Origin of the sequence: Streptomyces camponoticapitis (genome assembly GCF_014646115.1) — a bacterium.
GTDB lineage: Bacteria > Actinomycetota > Actinomycetes > Streptomycetales > Streptomycetaceae > Streptomyces > Streptomyces camponoticapitis.
Genome location: NZ_BMMV01000005.1, coordinates 239,599 through 255,966 on the forward strand (window position 1 = coordinate 239,599; position 16,368 = coordinate 255,966).

Sequence of the window (16,368 nt, forward strand, 5' to 3'; positions counted from 1 at the left end):
ACTCGATCGGGTGAACCCCCCGGTCCCGATCCTGCCCGTGCCCGTCCAGCCCCCCCCGCCTCGCTCCTCAGCCCCGCGGCGGCGCCGTCGAAGCCCGCGCCATCAATTCCGCGGCGATCGTCGCGATCCCACCCGGCGGCGGAGCCTCCGTCCCCATCGCGAGCCGCCCCGCCCGGGCCCCCGCCTCGTGCAGCGGCAGCCGCACCGTCGTCAGCGCCGGGACCGCGTCGACCGAGAACGGCAGATCGTCGAAGCCCGCCACCGAGATGTCCTGCGGAATGCGCAGCCCCTGGTCGCGCACCGCCGCACACGCGCCGAGAGCCACCGTGTCGTTGGCGGCGACCACCGCCGTCAGGTCCGGCGACCGCCGCAGCAGCTCCAGGGTCGCCTTGTAGCCCGAGCGCCGGTCGTAGGGGCCGTGCACCGTCAGCGGACCCTGGTCGTCCGTCAGTCCCGCGGCGGCCAGCGCCGTCCGGTGGCCCTCCAGCCGGTGCCGGGTGGTGGTGCGTTCCGCCGGGCCCGCGACATAGCCGATCCTGCGGTGCCCCAGCGCCAGCAGATGCTCGGTGAGCCGACGCCCGCCACCCCGGTTGTCGAAGGCCAGCGAGGCGACGACCGCGCTGCTGCCCGGCAGCGGAGGCCGACCGCACAGCACCACGTGAGTCCCCGCGTCGGCGAGCTTGGTCAACTTGGCCGACATCGCCGCGATATGGGCCGGGTCTTCGAGGGCGCCACCCGTGAGGATCACGGCGGCGGCCCGCTGGCGCTGGAGAAGGGTGAGATAGGTCAGCTCCCGCTCGGGGGAGCCGCCCGTGTTGCAGACGACCGCGAGCTTCTCGCCGCCGGCCCGGCCGCTTCCCTCCTGGCCGCCGATCTCGGTCTGGGCGGCCCCGGCCATGATTCCGAAGAACGGGTCGGCGATGTCGTTGACCAGGATCCCGACCAGGTCGGACGTGGCGGCGGCGAGCGAGCTGGCCGGTCCGTTGAGCACGTAGTCCAGCTCGTCCACCGCCCGCAGCACGCGTTCCCTGGTGGACGCGGCCACCGGGTAGTTCCCGTTCAACACGCGGGAGACGGTGGCGGGCGACACCCGGGCGCGGGCAGCCACATCGGCCAGGGTGACTGTCATCGGCGGTTCCTCCGGAAGGTGGGTGACGCGGTGGATCGGTGCCGGACTCTTGTCCGGTCGCTTTCGGCAGGCTAGCTTCATACCCTATAGAAAGCGCTTGCTACGGCCGTATGGAGGGAACTTCGTGACACGCAGGACAGTGCGGATCGCCATGAACGGCGTCACGGGGCGGATGGGGTACCGGCAGCACCTGGTGCGTTCCATCCTCGCGATCCGCGAAGAGGGCGGACTGGACCTCGGCGACGGTGACGTGCTCTGGCCCGAGCCCGTCCTCGTCGGCCGCCGTGAACACGCACTCAGAGAGGTCGCCGAACGGCACGGCCTCACCGAGTGGTCCACGGACCTCGACACCGTCCTCGCCGACGACAGCGTCGACATCTACTTCGACTCGCAGGTCACCTCCGCGCGGGTCGAAGCCATCAAGAAAGCCGTTGCCGCCGGGAAGCACATCTACACGGAGAAGCCGACCGCGACCGACCTCGAAGGCGCCCTCGACCTGGCCCGGCTCGCCGAGAGCGCCGACGTCAAGCACGGCGTCGTCCAGGACAAGATCTTCCTTCCTGGTCTGCTGAAGCTGAAGCGCCTCATCGACGGCGGCTTCTTCGGCCAGATCCTCTCCGTACGAGGCGAGTTCGGTTACTGGGTCTTCGAAGGCGACTGGCAGGAGCCGCAGCGCCCGTCCTGGAACTACCGGGCCGAGGACGGCGGCGGCATCACCGTCGACATGTTCCCGCACTGGGAGTACGTCCTGCACGAACTGTTCGGCAAGGTCAACTCCGTCTCGGCGCACGTCACCACGCACATCCCGCGCCGCTGGGACGAGCAGGGCAAGCCCTACGCGGCCACCGCCGACGACTCCGCCTACGGGATCTTCGAGCTGGAGGGCGGCATCGTCGCGCAGATCAACTCCTCCTGGGCGGTGCGCGTCAACCGGGACGAACTCGTCGAATTCCAGGTCGACGGCACCCACGGCTCGGCGGTCGCCGGACTGCGCAGCTGCCGTGTCCAGCACCGCAGCGCCACCCCCAAGCCCGTCTGGAACCCGGACCTGGCCGCCACCGAGTCCTTCCGCGACCAGTGGCAGGAGATCCCGGACAACACCGAGTTCGACAACGGCTTCAAGGCGCAATGGGAGCTCTTCCTGCGCCACATCACACTCGGCGAGCCGTACCGCTGGGACCTGCTCGCCGGGGCGCGCGGCGTACAACTCGCGGAACTCGGGCTGAAGTCCTCGGAGCAGGGGCGCCGCTTCGACGTACCGGAGCTCTCGCTGTGACCACCCGAACCCCACCCCCCACCGCAGCCGCCCCATCCTCCGTAAGGAAGCCGGGGCAGGGGCTCCGGCTCCCGGACGCCGGGGGCCGGCTGCGCACGTACCAGCCGCGCCCTGAACCGGCCGCCTTCACCACCAAGGGCGCCGACCCGGCCCCTCTCGTCTCCCGAACGGTCTTTTCCGCCGCGCACGTCGTCGCCGACCCGTACGCCGACAGCAGCCCCGGAGCGCCGGTCGTCGTCGACTGGGACACCACGCTCGCCTTCCGCCGCCATCTGTGGTCGCACGGCCTCGGGGTCGCGGAGGCCATGGACACCGCGCAGCGCGGCATGGGCCTGGACTGGGCGGGAGCGGCCGAGCTGATCCGCCGTTCGGCCGCGGAGGCGCGGTCGACGGGGGGCCGGATCGCGTGCGGGGTGGGCACCGACCAGCTCGCCTCGGGAGCGCATTCTCTTCAGGAGGTGCGGGCGGCGTACGAGGAACAGCTCGCGCTCGTCGAGGAGACCGGCTCCCAGGCCATCCTCATGGCCTCACGCGCGCTCGCCGCCGCGGCCGGGGGCCCCGAGGACTATCTGGCCGTCTACGCCCATCTCCTGCGGCAGGCGGACGAACCCGTCGTGCTCCACTGGCTCGGCCCGATGTTCGATCCGGCGCTGGAGGGCTACTGGGGCAGCTCGGATCTGGACGCGGCCACCGAGACGTTCCTCCAGGTGATCTCCGAACACCCGGACAAGGTCGACGGGATCAAGGTCTCGCTGCTGGACGCGCGCCGTGAGGTAGAGCTGCGCCGGCGGCTCCCGCAGGGCGTGCGCTGCTACACCGGCGACGACTTCAACTACCCCGAGCTGATCGCGGGCGACGAACGCGGCTTCAGCCACGCGCTGCTGGGCATCTTCGACCCGCTCGGGCCGGTCGCCGCCGAAGCCGTACGGGTCCTGGACACGGGTGACGCGAAGGGCTTCCGTGAACTGCTCGATCCCACGGTCGAGTTGTCCCGCCATCTCTTCCAGGCGCCCACGCGCTTCTACAAGACCGGTGTCGTGTTCCTCGCCTGGCTGGCCGGGCATCAGGACCATTTCGCCATGGTGGGGGGCCTCCAGTCGGCCCGTTCGCTGCCGCATCTCGCGCGGGCGTACGAACTGGCCGACGGGCTCGGCCTGTTCCCGGACCCGACGGTGGCCGAGGCCCGGATGAAGTCCCTGCTCGGCGTGTACGGAGTGGACCAGTGACGGACATGAACGAATCGGCCGACGTGACGGCAGCGGGCGACGCGAGTCCGAGTGGCCCCCCGGGTGACCTCAGCCGCTTCAGCATCAACCAGATGACGGTCAAACAGCTCACCCTCCCCGAGCTGGTCGAGGCGTGCGTGCGGCTCGGCGTGCCGGGTGTCGGGCTGTGGCGCGAGCCCGTGCAGGCGTACGGCCTCGATGCCGCCGCCAAGCTCGTACGCGACGCCGGGCTCGCCGTCACCACCCTGTGCCGCGGCGGCTTCCTCACGGCGATCGCCCCCGCGGCACGGGCGGACGCACTGGACGACAATCGCGCGGCGATCGACGAGGCCGTGACCCTCGGCACCGACACCCTGGTCCTGGTCTCGGGCGGGCTGCCGCCCGGCAGTCGCGATCTGCACGGTGCGCGGGAACGGATCGTGGACGCGCTGGAGGTCCTCGCGCCGTACGCGGGGGAGCGTGGGGTACGGCTGGCGATCGAGCCGCTGCACCCGATGTACGCCTCCGACCGCTGTGTCGTCTCCACGCTCGACCAGGCGCTGGATCTCGCGGAACGCTTCCCCGTCGACCAGGTCGGGGTCGTCGTGGACACGTACCACGTGTGGTGGGACGACCGTGCCCCGGCGGCGATCGCCAGGGCGGCGGACCGGATCCACTCCTTCCAACTGGCCGACTGGACGACCCCGTTGCCGGCCGGCGTGCTCAACGGCCGCGGTCTGATCGGCGACGGGGCGATCGACCTGCGGGCGTGGCGCGAACGCGTCGACGCCGCCGGGTACGACGGACCGATCGAGGTCGAACTCTTCAACGACACCTTGTGGGTGCGGGACGGCGCGGAGCTGCTGGCCGACGTCGCGGAGCGGTATGTGAGGCATGCGCTGTAAGGGAGACCACCCTGTCGCCACGAAGCCGCTCTCATAGGCAAATGATCGCTTCTGTCATCTTCTGTCGGCATTTCTAATGCCAGAAAAAATTACTGCCCGCAGTCATGCAACCCTTTCGCGGTGACGGCGGTCGTATATGGCATCAAGGCTTCCGGGGAGGGGTCCGGGGGGATCGGGAAGCCTTGTCCGGAGGGGGGAGCGCGTGGGGCCCGGTCCTGGGGACCGGGCCCCTAAAGCTTGTCCGGACCTTCTCGGGGCTCTGTCCGGCGGGGAGTTGTCCACAGGCGGTGCCCGCTGTCGTACCCGGGCGGTAGCGTCGGATCATGTCCAACCTGGCCGTGCTCGAAGGCGTTCTTGAGCGGATCACGTACAGCAACGAGGAGAACGGCTACACGGTCGCCCGCGTCGACACCGGCCGTGGTGCCGATCTGCTGACAGTGGTCGGCTCGCTCCTCGGCGCGCAGCCGGGCGAGTCGCTGCGCATGGAGGGCCGCTGGGCCTCGCATCCCCAGTACGGCAAGCAGTTCACGGTGGAGAACTACAGGACGGTCCTGCCCGCGACCATCCAGGGCATCCGCCGCTATCTCGGCTCCGGTCTGATCAAGGGCATCGGTCCGCGCATCGCCGAGCGGATCGTCGAGCATTTCGGCGTGGACACCCTGGAGATCATCGAGAAGGAGCCCGAGCGGCTCGTCGAGGTCCCCGGCCTCGGACCCAAGCGGACGAAGATGATCGGCGCCGCCTGGGAGGAACAGAAGGCCATCAAGGAAGTCATGATCTTCCTTCAGGGCGTCGGAGTGTCCACCTCGATCGCCGTCCGCATCTACAAGAAGTACGGCGACGCCTCGATCTCCGTCGTGAAGAACGAGCCCTACCGGCTGGCTGCCGACGTCTGGGGCATCGGCTTCCTCACCGCCGACCGCATCGCCCAGGCCGTCGGCATCCCGCACGACAGCCCCGACCGCGCCAAGGCCGGCCTGCAGTACGCGCTCTCCCAGTCCACCGACCAGGGCCACTGTTTCCTGCCCGAGGAACAGCTGATCTCCGACGCGGTGAAGCTCCTCCAAGTCGACACCGGACTGGTCATCGACTGCCTGGCCGAGCTCGCCGCCGAGGAAGAGGGAGTCGTCAGGGAGAAGGTGCCCGGTCCCGACGGCGGAGAGCCGGTCACCGCCGTCTATCTGGTGCCCTTCCACCGCGCCGAGCTGTCCCTCTCCGCCCAGCTGCTGCGGCTGCTGCGCGCCGGGGAGGACCGGATGCCCGCTTTCCAGGACGTCGTCTGGGAGAAGGCCCTGCCCTGGCTCGCGGGCCGCACAGGCGCCGAGCTGGCCCCCGAGCAGGTAGCCGCGGTGCGGCTCGCCCTCACACGTAAGGTCGCCGTCCTGACCGGCGGCCCGGGCTGCGGCAAGTCCTTCACGGTCCGCTCGATCGTGGAGCTGGCCAGGGCCAAGAAGGCCAAGGTGGTGCTCGCGGCGCCCACCGGACGGGCGGCCAAGCGCCTCGCCGAGCTCACCGGCGCCGAGGCGTCCACGGTCCACCGGCTGCTGGAACTCAAACCGGGCGGGGACGCGGCGTACGACAGGGACCGGCCGCTCGACGCCGATTTGGTCGTGGTGGACGAGGCGTCCATGCTGGACCTGCTGCTCGCCAACAAGCTCGTCAAGGCCGTGGCACCCGGTGCCCATCTGCTGCTCGTCGGTGACGTGGACCAGCTGCCCTCGGTGGGAGCGGGAGAGGTGTTGCGGGACCTGCTGGCCGAGGACGGCCCCGTGCCGCAGGTGCGGCTGACCCGGATCTTCCGGCAGGCCCAGCAGTCGGGCGTGGTCACCAACGCCCACCGCATCAACTCCGGTGTCCAGCCCATCACTCAGGGCCTCAGCGACTTCTTCCTCTTCGTGGAGGACGAGACGGAGGAGGCCGGGAAGCTCACGGTGGATGTCGCGGCCCGTCGCATCCCCGCCACCTTCGGGCTCGATCCGAGACGCGACATCCAGGTACTGGCCCCGATGCACCGCGGTCCGGCCGGCGCGGGCACTCTCAACGGCCTGCTCCAGCAGGCCATCACCCCCGCCCGGCCCGAGCTGCCCGAGAAGCGGCTCGGCGGCCGTGTCTTCCGCGTCGGGGACAAGGTCACCCAGATCCGCAACAACTACGACAAGGGGCAGAACGGGGTCTTCAACGGCACGGTCGGAGTCGTGACCTCACTGAACCTGGACGACCAGCGCCTGACGGTGCGTACGGACGAGGACGAGGAGGTGCCGTACGACTTCGACGAGTTGGACGAGCTGGCGCACGCGTACGCGGTGACCATTCACCGCTCGCAGGGCAGCGAGTACCCGGCCGTGGTCATCCCGGTCACGACGGGCGCCTGGATGATGCTCCAGCGCAATCTGCTCTACACGGCGGTCACCCGGGCCAAGAAGCTCGTCGTCCTGGTCGGCTCCCGCAAGGCGATAGGGCAGGCCGTACGTACGGTCTCCGCCGGCCGCCGCTTCACCGCACTCGACCACCGGCTCTCGGGCAGCCTCCAGGCCGGAAGCTTCTAACGGCGCGTTCACTTCCACGTCCGGCGGACGCCCGGCGGCGGCAATGCCCGCCCCGGACTTTCGGAACCGGGGCGAAGGGGGCAGGATGTGAAAGTTGGCGGCACTCAGTGCCGCGAATAGGCCTAATGGTCGACCCCGAGTGCACTCTCCTGAGCCAAATGGGGGATGGTAGAGACAGTCAGGGCACCTCGAAGAAGAGGCACTACGTCGGTGAGGGATGACGTGAGCGACAACTCTGTAGTACTGCGGTACGGCGATGGCGAGTACACCTACCCGGTGATCGACAGCACCGTCGGCGACAAGGGCTTCGACATCGGGAAGCTGCGGGCCCAGACCGGCCTGGTGACTCTGGACAGCGGCTACGGGAACACCGCCGCCTATAAATCCGGCATCACCTATCTCGACGGTGAAGAGGGCATCCTCCGATACCGCGGCTACCCCATCGAACAGCTGGCCGAAAGCTCGACGTTCCTGGAGGTGGGCTATCTGCTCATCAACGGGGAACTTCCGAAGGTCGACGAGCTGGCGTCCTTCAAGAACGAGATCACCCAGCACACGCTGCTGCACGAGGACGTGAAGCGCTTCTTCGACGGCTTCCCCCGTGACGCGCACCCGATGGCGATGCTGTCCTCCGTGGTCAGCGCGCTGTCGACCTTCTACCAGGACAGCCACAACCCGTTCGACGAGAAGCAGCGCCATCTCTCGACGATCCGGCTGCTCGCCAAGCTTCCGACCATCGCCGCGTACGCGTACAAGAAGTCGATCGGTCACCCGTTCGTCTACCCGCGCAACGACCTCGGCTACGTCGAGAACTTCCTGCGCATGACCTTCTCGGTCCCCGCCCAGGAGTATGAGCTGGACCCGGTGGTGGTCTCGGCCCTCGACAAGCTGCTGATCCTGCACGCGGACCACGAGCAGAACTGTTCGACCTCCACCGTGCGGCTGGTCGGCTCGTCGCAGGCGAACATGTTCGCCTCGATCTCCGCCGGCATCAGCGCCCTGTGGGGACCGCTGCACGGCGGCGCCAATCAGTCGGTGCTGGAGATGCTCGAAGGCATCCAGGCCAACGGCGGCGATGTCGACTCCTTCATCCGCAAGGTGAAGAACAAGGAGGACGGCGTCCGTCTGATGGGCTTCGGCCACCGCGTCTACAAGAGCTTCGACCCCCGGGCGAAGATCATCAAGGCGGCGGCGCACGATGTCCTCTCGGCGCTCGGCAAGTCCGACGAGCTGCTGGACATCGCCCTGAAGCTGGAGGAGCACGCGCTCTCCGACGACTACTTCGTCTCCCGCAATCTCTACCCGAACGTGGACTTCTACACGGGTCTGATCTACCGGGCCATGGGCTTCCCGACCGAGATGTTCACCGTGCTGTTCGCGATCGGCCGGCTCCCCGGCTGGATCGCCCAGTGGCACGAGATGATCAAGGAGCCCGGTTCCCGTATCGGCCGCCCGCGCCAGATCTACACCGGCGAGGTCCTGCGCGACTTCGTTCCTGTCGAGAGCCGCTGAATCCTCGGCACTCGGCCGACGGCCACGGACCTCGCGGTCACGCCGGAGCGCAACAGAAAGCGCCCCGCTTCCCGATCCCCCCACGGGTCGGTATAGCGGGGCGCTTCCCATATCCCCGGAGCGGATTCCCCCCACGGGATCCGGGCCGGGCGTCTGCGGTTGCCGGCAGAAGCCAGTTTCACGCGGTCTGCCGGGGTACGTACGAACCAGGGGGGCCGCTCAAAGCTCCCCAGTTGCACGTCCCCCGGCCAACGCTTGCCTGAGACATCCCCCAAGACATCTCATGAACGTCCCCCAAGACGTTCTCGGCATCGCCTCTTAGACTCGCGAGCTGCCCGGATGGTTACCCCCAAATCTATGTGATCTAGATCTCTTTGTGAAGGTCCTGTGCCACATGTGAAGGAGCCGAATCGCAAATTGTTCGTTGCTACGAAAACAGATGAAAACATAGGGTGCCGTACCCGCTGATCATGCGGCTGAGCAGGGCGTTCGTGGCCCGGCGGCGGGTGGAACGACCGAAGGCCGCACGCGGCTGGGGTCGGATCCGGTCGTGTGCGGCCTTCGGGGTTGGGCCGGTCAGGCCTGGCCGACCAGTTCGTAGCCCGCCTCGTCGACCGCCGCACGCACGGCGCTCTCGTCCAGCGGCGCCCGGGAAATCACGATCACGCGGCCGGTGGCGGCCTCCGCCTTCACGGACGTGACCCCGTCCAGCGCGGAGATCTCGTCGGAGACCGCGCCTTCACAGTGCCCGCACGTCATTCCGGTGACCGCGTACTCCGTGGTGACGGCGCCTGTCGCTGTCTCCGTCTCGATCTTCGTCTCTGCGGTCATGGCGTTCTCCTCCGGGGGTGAGCGTGCGAAAGAAGGTGTGTCAGGGGGCCGCGTGAACACCGCGGCCCGCCGATGCGTCCGACTATACCCCTAGGGGGTATGGATGGCGAGCCTGGGCCGCGGCGCCCGGCCGGCGCGCGGAGTCAGGAGTCCGGTGCCGAGCTCTCCAGCCGTGGCGGGCAGCGGGGAAGCACGTCACCGACGACGGGTTCCAGATAGCGGAACATCGCGGTCTTCAGCTCCCTGATGTACGCCTCCCGCTCCTCGCCCTCGTGCGACAGGATCAGATCCATGCCGCCCATGAAGAGGGCGAAGGCGAACTCCGCCGTCCTCGTGCGCTCCGCCTGGGGCGCCTCGGGGAGGTAGCTGCCCAGCATCTCCTCGACCCGGGTGAGCAGGGTGGAGTGCAGGGCGTCGTGCTTCTCGGTCACCTGCCCCGGGATCTCGGATCCGTGCATCAGGACCGGGAACGCCGGATTCTCGCAGTTGAACGTGATCAGTGGATCGAGGACGGTGTCCAGCAGCTCGGGGAGCGGCAGATCCATGTGGGTGGGTGTGAGCGCCTGGCCGTACGTCGTGCGCCAGCGCGTCAGGAGTACGTCGCCCAGCTCGACGGCGATGGCTTCCTTGTTCGGGAAGAACTGGTAGAGCGTGCCGGGTGAGACGCCGGCCTCCCGGGCGATGGAGTTGGTGCTCGCCGCTGTGTAGCCGCTGGTGCAGAAGACGCGGCCCGCCGCTTCCAGGATCTGTGCGATACGGCGCTCGCCGCGGGCCTGGCGGCGGCGCGGCTTCCCCGCGTCCGCGGGGTCGCCGCCTCCCTTGGTCGCGCTGTCCTGGACGCCTCGCTCCACGGCTCCGCCTCTCCTCGCTTCAGGCACGTGAACTCCCAGGATCCCTCGATCGGTTGGCGGTGGTTGACAAACGCGAGTCCTCGCTCGCATTCTTGGTGAATGCGAGCGATCGCTCGTGTTTGCCAGTCTATGGCAGTCGCCGACCCATGCCTGGGTCACGGTGAAGGGGACACCGCACTATGTCCGAAGTCAACGGGGGGTCGCGAATCGGCGGCTGGACCCGGTTCGTCACGGCGCGCCCACGGCTTTCGCTGCTGGTCGCCCTGGTGATCACGGCGTTCGCGGTCCTCGCGGGGAGCGGTGTCGGCGACCGGATGGGCAGCGGAGGGTGGGAGGACCCCACCGCCTCGTCGACGTACGCGACGAAGGCGCTGGAGCGTGAGTTCCCGGCCTCCCAGCCGAATCTGCTGCTTCTCGTCGACGCGGGCGAGAGAGGGGTGGACGACCCTGCCGTGGCCGCCCAGGCCGAGCGGCTCACCGAGCGGCTGGCCGCCGAGGAGGGCGTCGTAGGCGTCGGGTCGTACTGGCAGACGCGGGCGCCCGCGCTGCGCGCCGAGAAGGGGGACGAGGCGCTGATCGCGGCCAGGATCGTGGGAGAGGAGAAGGAGGCCGGCGAGATCCTGGAGCGGATCGCGCCCGAATTCCGTGGCACACAGGGACTGTTGGAGGTCTCCGTCGGCGGGCCGGTCGCCGTGCGGCACGACATCCAGACGATCATCCAGGAGGACCTGCTGCGGGCCGAGTTGATAGCCCTTCCGGTCACGCTGGTCCTGCTCGTGATGGTCTTCGGCAGCGCGGTGGCGGCCCTGTTGCCGCTGGGCGTCGGCATCGTCGCCATCCTCGGGACCAACGCCGTGCTGCGCGGGATCACCGAGATCACGGATGTGTCGGTCTTCGCGCAGAACCTCACCACGGCTCTGGGGCTCGGACTGGCCGTGGACTACGCGCTGTTCATCGTGCGCAGATTCCGGGAGGAGCTGGCCGAGGGCGCCGAGGTGCGGGACGCGGTGGGCACCACGCTGCGCACCGCCGGCCGGACGGTGCTGTTCTCCGCGCTGACCGTCGCGGTGTCGCTCGCGGCCATGATGGTCTTCCCGCAGTACTTCCTGCGCTCATTCGCCTACGCGGGCATAGCGGTGGTGCTGCTCGCCGCCGCTGCCGCGCTGATCCTGCTGCCGGCCGCCCTGATGCTGCTGGGCCATCGGATCAACTCCCTCGATCTGCGGCGGCTGTTCACCCGGGTACGCAAGGGCGCGGCGCCCGCCGACGGAAGGGCGGACGGATCCCGGTCGGGAGGGGCTGTGGAGACGGGCCGTGGCTGGGGACGTACGGCGGCGCTGGTGATGCGCAGGGCTCCGCTCTTCGCCGTCGGGACGGCCACCGCCCTGGTGCTGCTCGGACTGCCCTTCCTGGGCGTGAAGTTCGGCACGGCCGACGACCGCCAGTTGCCGTCGGGCGCGGAGTCCCGGGTGGTCCAGGATGACATCAGGAGCGGCTTCTCCGGCAGCCCTGGGGGCGGGCTCGAAGTGCTGGGCGAGGGTGCGGCGACCTCCGCCGAGTACGCGGACTTCCGTGACCGGGTGGCCGGTCTGCCGGATGTGCTGCGGGTCGACGGCCCTGTCGTCTCCGGCGACCACGCGTACTTCACCGTGCTGCCGCGTGGCGAGGCGGTGGGCCAGGAGGCGCAGAGGCTCGTCCGTGAACTCCGGGCCGAACCGGCCGCCTTCGACACCTCGGTCACCGGCACGGCCGCCGTACTGGTCGATTCGAAGGACTCCATCGGGGACCGGCTGCCCCTGGCCGCGGGCATCATCGTCGTGGTCACACTGCTGCTGGTCTTCCTGCTGACGGGCAGCGTCCTGATCCCGATACAGGCGGTGGCGCTCAACGCGCTCAGCCTCACGGCGATGTTCGGAGCGGTCGTCTGGGTCTTCCAGGACGGCAATTTCTCAGGGTTGCTCGGTTTCACCTCGACGGGTGACATAGAGACGACGCTTCCGGTGCTGATGTTCTGCGTCGCCTTCGGACTCTCCATGGACTACGGGGTCTTCCTGATATCCCGGATCAAGGAGGAGTACGACCGCGGTGGTGACCACGAGCGCTCCGTCGTGTTCGGGCTTCAGCGCACCGGCGGGCTGATCACGGCGGCGGCGCTGATCCTGGCGGTGGTCATGGTCGCGATCGGCGCCTCGCGGGTCACCAACACCAAGATGCTCGGGCTCGGGATCGCGCTCGCGGTGGTCATGGACGCGATGGTGGTGCGGAGTCTGCTGGTCCCGGCGGTGATGAAGCTGACAGGCAGCGCGACATGGTGGGCGCCGGGACCGCTGCGACGCTTCCACGACCGGTTCGGGGTGAGCGAGGGCGAGGCGCGTCCGGCGGCGGTCTTGGACGGGACCGACGGGTCCGGGGCGGCCGAAGGTGCCGGGGGTGCTGTGTCCGGTGCCGGTGAGCGGGACAAGGTCAGGGCCTGAGCCTGAACGAGGCTGAGGGCCCCGTACCCACCACGGGGGTACGGGGCCCTGGGAGCCGGTCGCCGCGCGGAACTGGCGCGGGTCAGATCCCGGGCCTCACTCTCTGCGGCCTCTGTTCCCGGGGCGCTTGGTCACCCAGGTGCGGATGGTGTCCGCGTACCAGTAGGGCTTTCCGTTCTCCACATGGTCCGGCCGCGGAAGCAGACCATGCTTGCGGTACGAACGGACGGTGTCCGGCTGTACGCGGATGTGGGCGGCAATCTCCTTGTAGGACCAGAGACTTCTGTCCGTCATGCGTGGCACCTCCCTGCGTCCGCCGCAGCGGCGGCCGGGGGGCCGTCTGGTGGGCTGCGACTGAAACGCTGGTGATCACTGAGCCTTTGCCGGTTGAACGACGCAGAGTGACCGTGAGGGAGGGGCTGTCGCGCCACTGTGACGGAAAACCCGCATAATGGAGATATGCGTGACGTTGGGCGGACGTCTGTGACAGAAACGACGCATCATAAGAGGACGTACGAATGGCCCAACTGTTCGACGGGGGAGCCGGGTTAGGCGCCGCACGAGCGCAGGAAGCGGCGCGTGCGCTCGGCGATCGGGAAGGGCTTGTCGGGCGGGCACGGATACATGTCCTGCTCGACGATCGCGAAGAGATCGACCCCCAGTTTCTGGGCCGCCGTCAGCACGGGTCCCAGCGCGGGTACTCCGGTCGGCGGCTCGCACATCACACCCCGTCCGACAGCCGGCCCGAAGGGAACCTCGTCCGCGACCACGTCCGCGAGGATCTCCGGATCCACCTGCTTGAGATGCAGATAGCCGATCCGCTCCCCGTAGGTCTCGATCAGCTTGACGCTGTCGCCGCCGCAGTACGCGTAGTGCCCGGTGTCCAGGCACAGTGAGACCAGATCGGGATCGGTTGCATCGAGGAAACGACTGACGTTCTCCTCGCTGTCGATGTGGGTGTCCGCGTGCGGGTGGACCACGATGTTCAGCCCGAAGCGGTCGCGCACCTCGCGGCCGAGCCGTTCGGTCTGGGTCGTCAGGTCGTGCCACTGCGCGGAGGTCAGCGTCCGGTCCTCCAGCACCTGACCCGTCTTGTCGTCACGCCAGAAGGACGGGATGACGACAAGATGGTCCGCGCCCATCTCCCTGGTGAGCGCAGCGATGTCGGCGACATGCGCCCAGGTCGTGTCCCAGACGGCGGGCCCGTGGTGGAGCCCGGTGAAGACGGTGCCGGCCGAGACCTTCAGACCGCGCGCGGCCGTTTCCTCGGCCAGGCGGGCCGGATCGGTCGGGAGATAGCCGTAGGGACCGAGTTCGATCCACTCGTATCCGGCCTCGGCCACTTCGTCGAGGAAACGCTTCCAGGGAACCTGCTGGGGATCGTCGGGAAACCACACGCCCCAGGAGTCGGGTGCCGACCCGACCCTGATGCGGTCCAGCGGGGGAACGGAGGAGGTCATGGCCGTCAGCCTCGCGGCCGTCGGAGAAGAGTGTCAAGCCTTCGTCCGAATGTCAGGACAAAACGTTGACAGAGGTCGGGAAGGAGCATTAGACCTGGGACGGGCCGTCGAAACGAGGGGACGAGCATGCCTGAGCCGTACGACGTGATCACCATGGGGCGGATCGGCGTGGACCTCTATCCGCTGCGTACCGGAGTCCCGTTGGCGCAGGTCGACACCTTCGGGAAGTTCCTCGGCGGTTCGGCGACGAACGTGGCGGTGGCCGCAGCCCGGCTCGGCCGCCGGAGCGCGGTCATCACCCGCACCGGGCGGGACGCGTTCGGGGACTATCTCCACCAAGCCCTGCGGGAGTTCGAGGTGGACGACCGGTGGGTGACACCGGTCGACCGATGGCCTACACCGGTCACCTTCTGCGAGATCTTCCCCCCGGACGACTTCCCGCTCTACTTCTACCGCCACCCCAAGGCACCCGATCTGGAGATCCACCCGGACGAGTTGGACCTGGACGCCATCCGGTCGGCACGGATCTTCTGGATGACGGGCACCGGCCTGTGCGAGGAGCCCAGCCGGGCCGCCACGCTGACGGCCCTGCGTACGCGCGGCGAGGCGCGCGCACGCGACCCCGAGGCGCGTCCGTCCGGGCGGCGGCCGGGAACCGCCATCACCGTCTTCGATCTCGACTGGCGCCCGATGTTCTGGAAGGCGCCGGCCGACGGCTCCAACGCCGAAAGCCCCGCTTCCGTGGATTCGGCCCCCACCGGCGCCTCCGACGATCCGCGAGCCCTCATGGCCGCCGCCCGGCCCCTGTACGCGCAGGCCCTGAGCCATGCGACAGTCGCCGTCGGGAACCTGGACGAGTGCGAAGTCGCCGTCGGAGAGCGGGAACCGTACGCCGCCGCCCGGGCGCTCCTCGCCGCCGGACCCGAACTGGCCGTCGTCAAACAGGGCCCCAAGGGCGTGGTCGCCATGCATCGCGACGGCACCACCGCCGAGGTGCCACCCGTCCCCGTCGAAGTCGTCAACGGCCTCGGCGCCGGGGACGCCTTTGGCGGCGCCCTCTGCCACGGACTGCTGGCCGGCTGGGACCTGGAGCGCGTCATGCGGTACGCCAACGCCGCTGGTGCCATCGTCGCCGCCCGCCTTGCCTGCTCCTCCGCCATGCCGTACGCCCGGGAAGTCGTCCAGGTCCTCGGCGGCGGCCCCGTCCCCACGCCGGGAACGCTGCCGACGGAAGGTGCCCTGTGACCCGCGTCGACGCGTCGGATCTCGCACGGATCCGTACGCACCACCCAGAGGCGGTAGCCGAGGCCGCCGCCCGCCGCAGCCGCCGCCCCCTGCTGCGCCCCGGCGGACGGCTGATGATCGTCGCGGCCGACCACCCGGCGCGTGGCGCCATGGCCGTCGGGAATCGCCGGCTGGCCATGGCCAACCGGGTCGATCTGCTGGAGCGCCTCTGTCTCGCCCTGTCCAGGCCCGGCGTGGACGGCGTCCTCGCCACCTCCGACATACTCGACGACCTGCTGCTCCTCGGCGCCCTGGAGGACCGCGTCGTCGTCGGTTCCATGAACCGCGGCGGCCTCGCCGGCGCCTCCTTCGAACTGGACGACCGCTTCACCGGCCACCGCGCCGAGGACATCGACCGCCTCGGCTTCGACGCGGGCAAGCTGCTGCTGCGTATCGACTACGACGACGCCCGCTCGGCGGACACGCTCCTGTCGGCGGCCCGCGCCGTGGACGCCATGGCGGAGCGGCGGCTTCCGGTCTTCGTCGAGCCGTTCATCTGCCGCCGCAGGGACGGACGGCTCCGCAACGACCTGACCGCCGAGGCGGTGACCCGGTCCATCGCCATCGCCTCCGGCCTCGGCGGCACCTCCGCGTACACCTGGCTGAAGCTGCCCGTCACCGAGAATCCCGACGACATGGCCCGGGTGATGGAGACATCCACCCTGCCCGCCGTCCTGCTCGGCGGCGAGATCGGCGACGACCAGGAGGGCGCGTACGAGAAGTGGCGCAAGGCACTGCGCCTGCCCACGGTGCAGGGCCTGGTCGTGGGGCGCTCGCTCCTCTACCCGGTGGACGGCGATGTCGCGGCGGCGGTCGACACCGCCGTGGGCCTGTTGTAGGGGGCCCGGGGCCGCCGGACGGGAGCGGCTGTAGGGGTCAAGCGGAGAGTAGGCAG

At 69.3% G+C, this 16,368-nt stretch carries 13 protein-coding genes; 8 read left to right on the top strand and 5 right to left on the bottom strand.

The window, feature by feature from the left end:
• Positions 1-67: 67 nt before the first annotated feature.
• Positions 68-1,129: a LacI family DNA-binding transcriptional regulator gene (locus tag IEY79_RS10175; RefSeq protein WP_189107040.1), complete on the bottom strand. Its 1,062-nt coding sequence runs from the start codon at positions 1,127-1,129 to the stop codon at positions 68-70.
• A 124-nt stretch (positions 1,130-1,253) separates the two neighbouring features.
• On the opposite strand from IEY79_RS10175, the gene IEY79_RS10180 reads away from it, so the two are divergent.
• The 5 genes from IEY79_RS10180 to IEY79_RS10200 all read left to right on the top strand — a co-directional run bounded on the left by IEY79_RS10180 (position 1,254) and on the right by IEY79_RS10200 (position 8,573).
• Positions 1,254-2,405: a Gfo/Idh/MocA family protein gene (locus tag IEY79_RS10180; RefSeq protein WP_189107041.1), complete on the top strand. Its 1,152-nt coding sequence runs from the start codon at positions 1,254-1,256 to the stop codon at positions 2,403-2,405.
• On the top strand, positions 2,402-3,631 hold the full coding sequence (locus IEY79_RS10185; RefSeq protein ID WP_189107042.1) for a dihydrodipicolinate synthase family protein: 1,230 nt from the start codon (positions 2,402-2,404) through the stop codon (positions 3,629-3,631). Before IEY79_RS10180 ends, IEY79_RS10185 begins: the two co-directional genes overlap by 4 nt.
• 5 nt (positions 3,632-3,636) lie before the next feature.
• Positions 3,637-4,515: a sugar phosphate isomerase/epimerase family protein gene (locus IEY79_RS10190; protein ID WP_189107166.1), complete on the top strand. Its 879-nt coding sequence runs from the start codon at positions 3,637-3,639 to the stop codon at positions 4,513-4,515.
• Positions 4,516-4,838: 323 nt separating this feature from the next.
• The gene (gene recD2 / locus IEY79_RS10195) at positions 4,839-7,061 is read left to right on the top strand and encodes an SF1B family DNA helicase RecD2 (protein ID WP_189107043.1); all 2,223 of its coding nucleotides are present in this window, start codon (positions 4,839-4,841) and stop codon (positions 7,059-7,061) included.
• 222 nt (positions 7,062-7,283) lie between these two features.
• Entirely contained in the window at positions 7,284-8,573 is a 1,290-nt protein-coding gene (locus IEY79_RS10200; protein ID WP_189107044.1) for a citrate synthase, read from the top strand.
• A 576-nt stretch (positions 8,574-9,149) separates the two neighbouring features.
• Here IEY79_RS10200 and IEY79_RS10205 read toward each other — a convergent pair.
• Positions 9,150-9,404, bottom strand: coding sequence for a heavy-metal-associated domain-containing protein (locus IEY79_RS10205; RefSeq protein WP_189107045.1), 255 nt, complete (start codon positions 9,402-9,404; stop codon positions 9,150-9,152).
• Positions 9,405-9,547: 143 nt separating this feature from the next.
• Positions 9,548-10,282: a TetR family transcriptional regulator gene (locus tag IEY79_RS10210; protein ID WP_373292509.1), complete on the bottom strand. Its 735-nt coding sequence runs from the start codon at positions 10,280-10,282 to the stop codon at positions 9,548-9,550.
• Positions 10,283-10,434: 152 nt separating this feature from the next.
• Here IEY79_RS10210 and IEY79_RS10215 point away from each other — a divergent pair, with 152 nt between their 5' ends.
• Entirely contained in the window at positions 10,435-12,729 is a 2,295-nt protein-coding gene (locus tag IEY79_RS10215) for an MMPL family transporter (protein WP_189107047.1), read from the top strand.
• A 96-nt stretch (positions 12,730-12,825) separates the two neighbouring features.
• On the opposite strand, the gene IEY79_RS10220 is transcribed toward IEY79_RS10215, so the two are convergent.
• Both IEY79_RS10220 and IEY79_RS10225 read right to left on the bottom strand, forming a co-directional pair.
• Positions 12,826-13,023 (bottom strand): helix-turn-helix transcriptional regulator, encoded by a 198-nt coding sequence (locus IEY79_RS10220; protein ID WP_189107048.1) that lies wholly within the window; start codon positions 13,021-13,023, stop codon positions 12,826-12,828.
• A 254-nt stretch (positions 13,024-13,277) separates the two neighbouring features.
• Positions 13,278-14,189 (bottom strand): sugar phosphate isomerase/epimerase family protein, encoded by a 912-nt coding sequence (locus tag IEY79_RS10225; RefSeq protein ID WP_189107049.1) that lies wholly within the window; start codon positions 14,187-14,189, stop codon positions 13,278-13,280.
• Positions 14,190-14,315: 126 nt separating this feature from the next.
• On the opposite strand from IEY79_RS10225, the gene iolC reads away from it, so the two are divergent.
• Together iolC and IEY79_RS10235 are read left to right on the top strand one after the other, a co-directional pair.
• On the top strand, positions 14,316-15,434 hold the full coding sequence (iolC, locus tag IEY79_RS10230) for a 5-dehydro-2-deoxygluconokinase (RefSeq protein ID WP_189107050.1): 1,119 nt from the start codon (positions 14,316-14,318) through the stop codon (positions 15,432-15,434).
• On the top strand, positions 15,431-16,312 hold the full coding sequence (locus tag IEY79_RS10235; protein ID WP_189107051.1) for a Cgl0159 family (beta/alpha)8-fold protein: 882 nt from the start codon (positions 15,431-15,433) through the stop codon (positions 16,310-16,312). Before iolC ends, IEY79_RS10235 begins: the two co-directional genes overlap by 4 nt.
• The last annotated feature ends 56 nt before the right edge of the window (positions 16,313-16,368 follow it).

Excerpts from the sequence above, each read along its gene's own strand:
- IEY79_RS10175 (WP_189107040.1), bottom strand. The coding sequence starts at position 1,129 with ATGACAGTCACCCTGGCCGATGTGGCTGCCCGCGCCCGGGTGTCGCCC.
- IEY79_RS10190 (WP_189107166.1), top strand. The coding sequence starts at position 3,637 with ATGAACGAATCGGCCGACGTGACGGCAGCGGGCGACGCGAGTCCGAGT.
- recD2 (WP_189107043.1), top strand. The coding sequence starts at position 4,839 with ATGTCCAACCTGGCCGTGCTCGAAGGCGTTCTTGAGCGGATCACGTAC.
- IEY79_RS10205 (WP_189107045.1), bottom strand. The coding sequence starts at position 9,404 with ATGACCGCAGAGACGAAGATCGAGACGGAGACAGCGACAGGCGCCGTC.
- IEY79_RS10215 (WP_189107047.1), top strand. The coding sequence starts at position 10,435 with ATGTCCGAAGTCAACGGGGGGTCGCGAATCGGCGGCTGGACCCGGTTC.
- IEY79_RS10220 (WP_189107048.1), bottom strand. The coding sequence starts at position 13,023 with ATGACGGACAGAAGTCTCTGGTCCTACAAGGAGATTGCCGCCCACATC.
- IEY79_RS10225 (WP_189107049.1), bottom strand. The coding sequence starts at position 14,189 with ATGACCTCCTCCGTTCCCCCGCTGGACCGCATCAGGGTCGGGTCGGCA.
- iolC (WP_189107050.1), top strand. The coding sequence starts at position 14,316 with ATGCCTGAGCCGTACGACGTGATCACCATGGGGCGGATCGGCGTGGAC.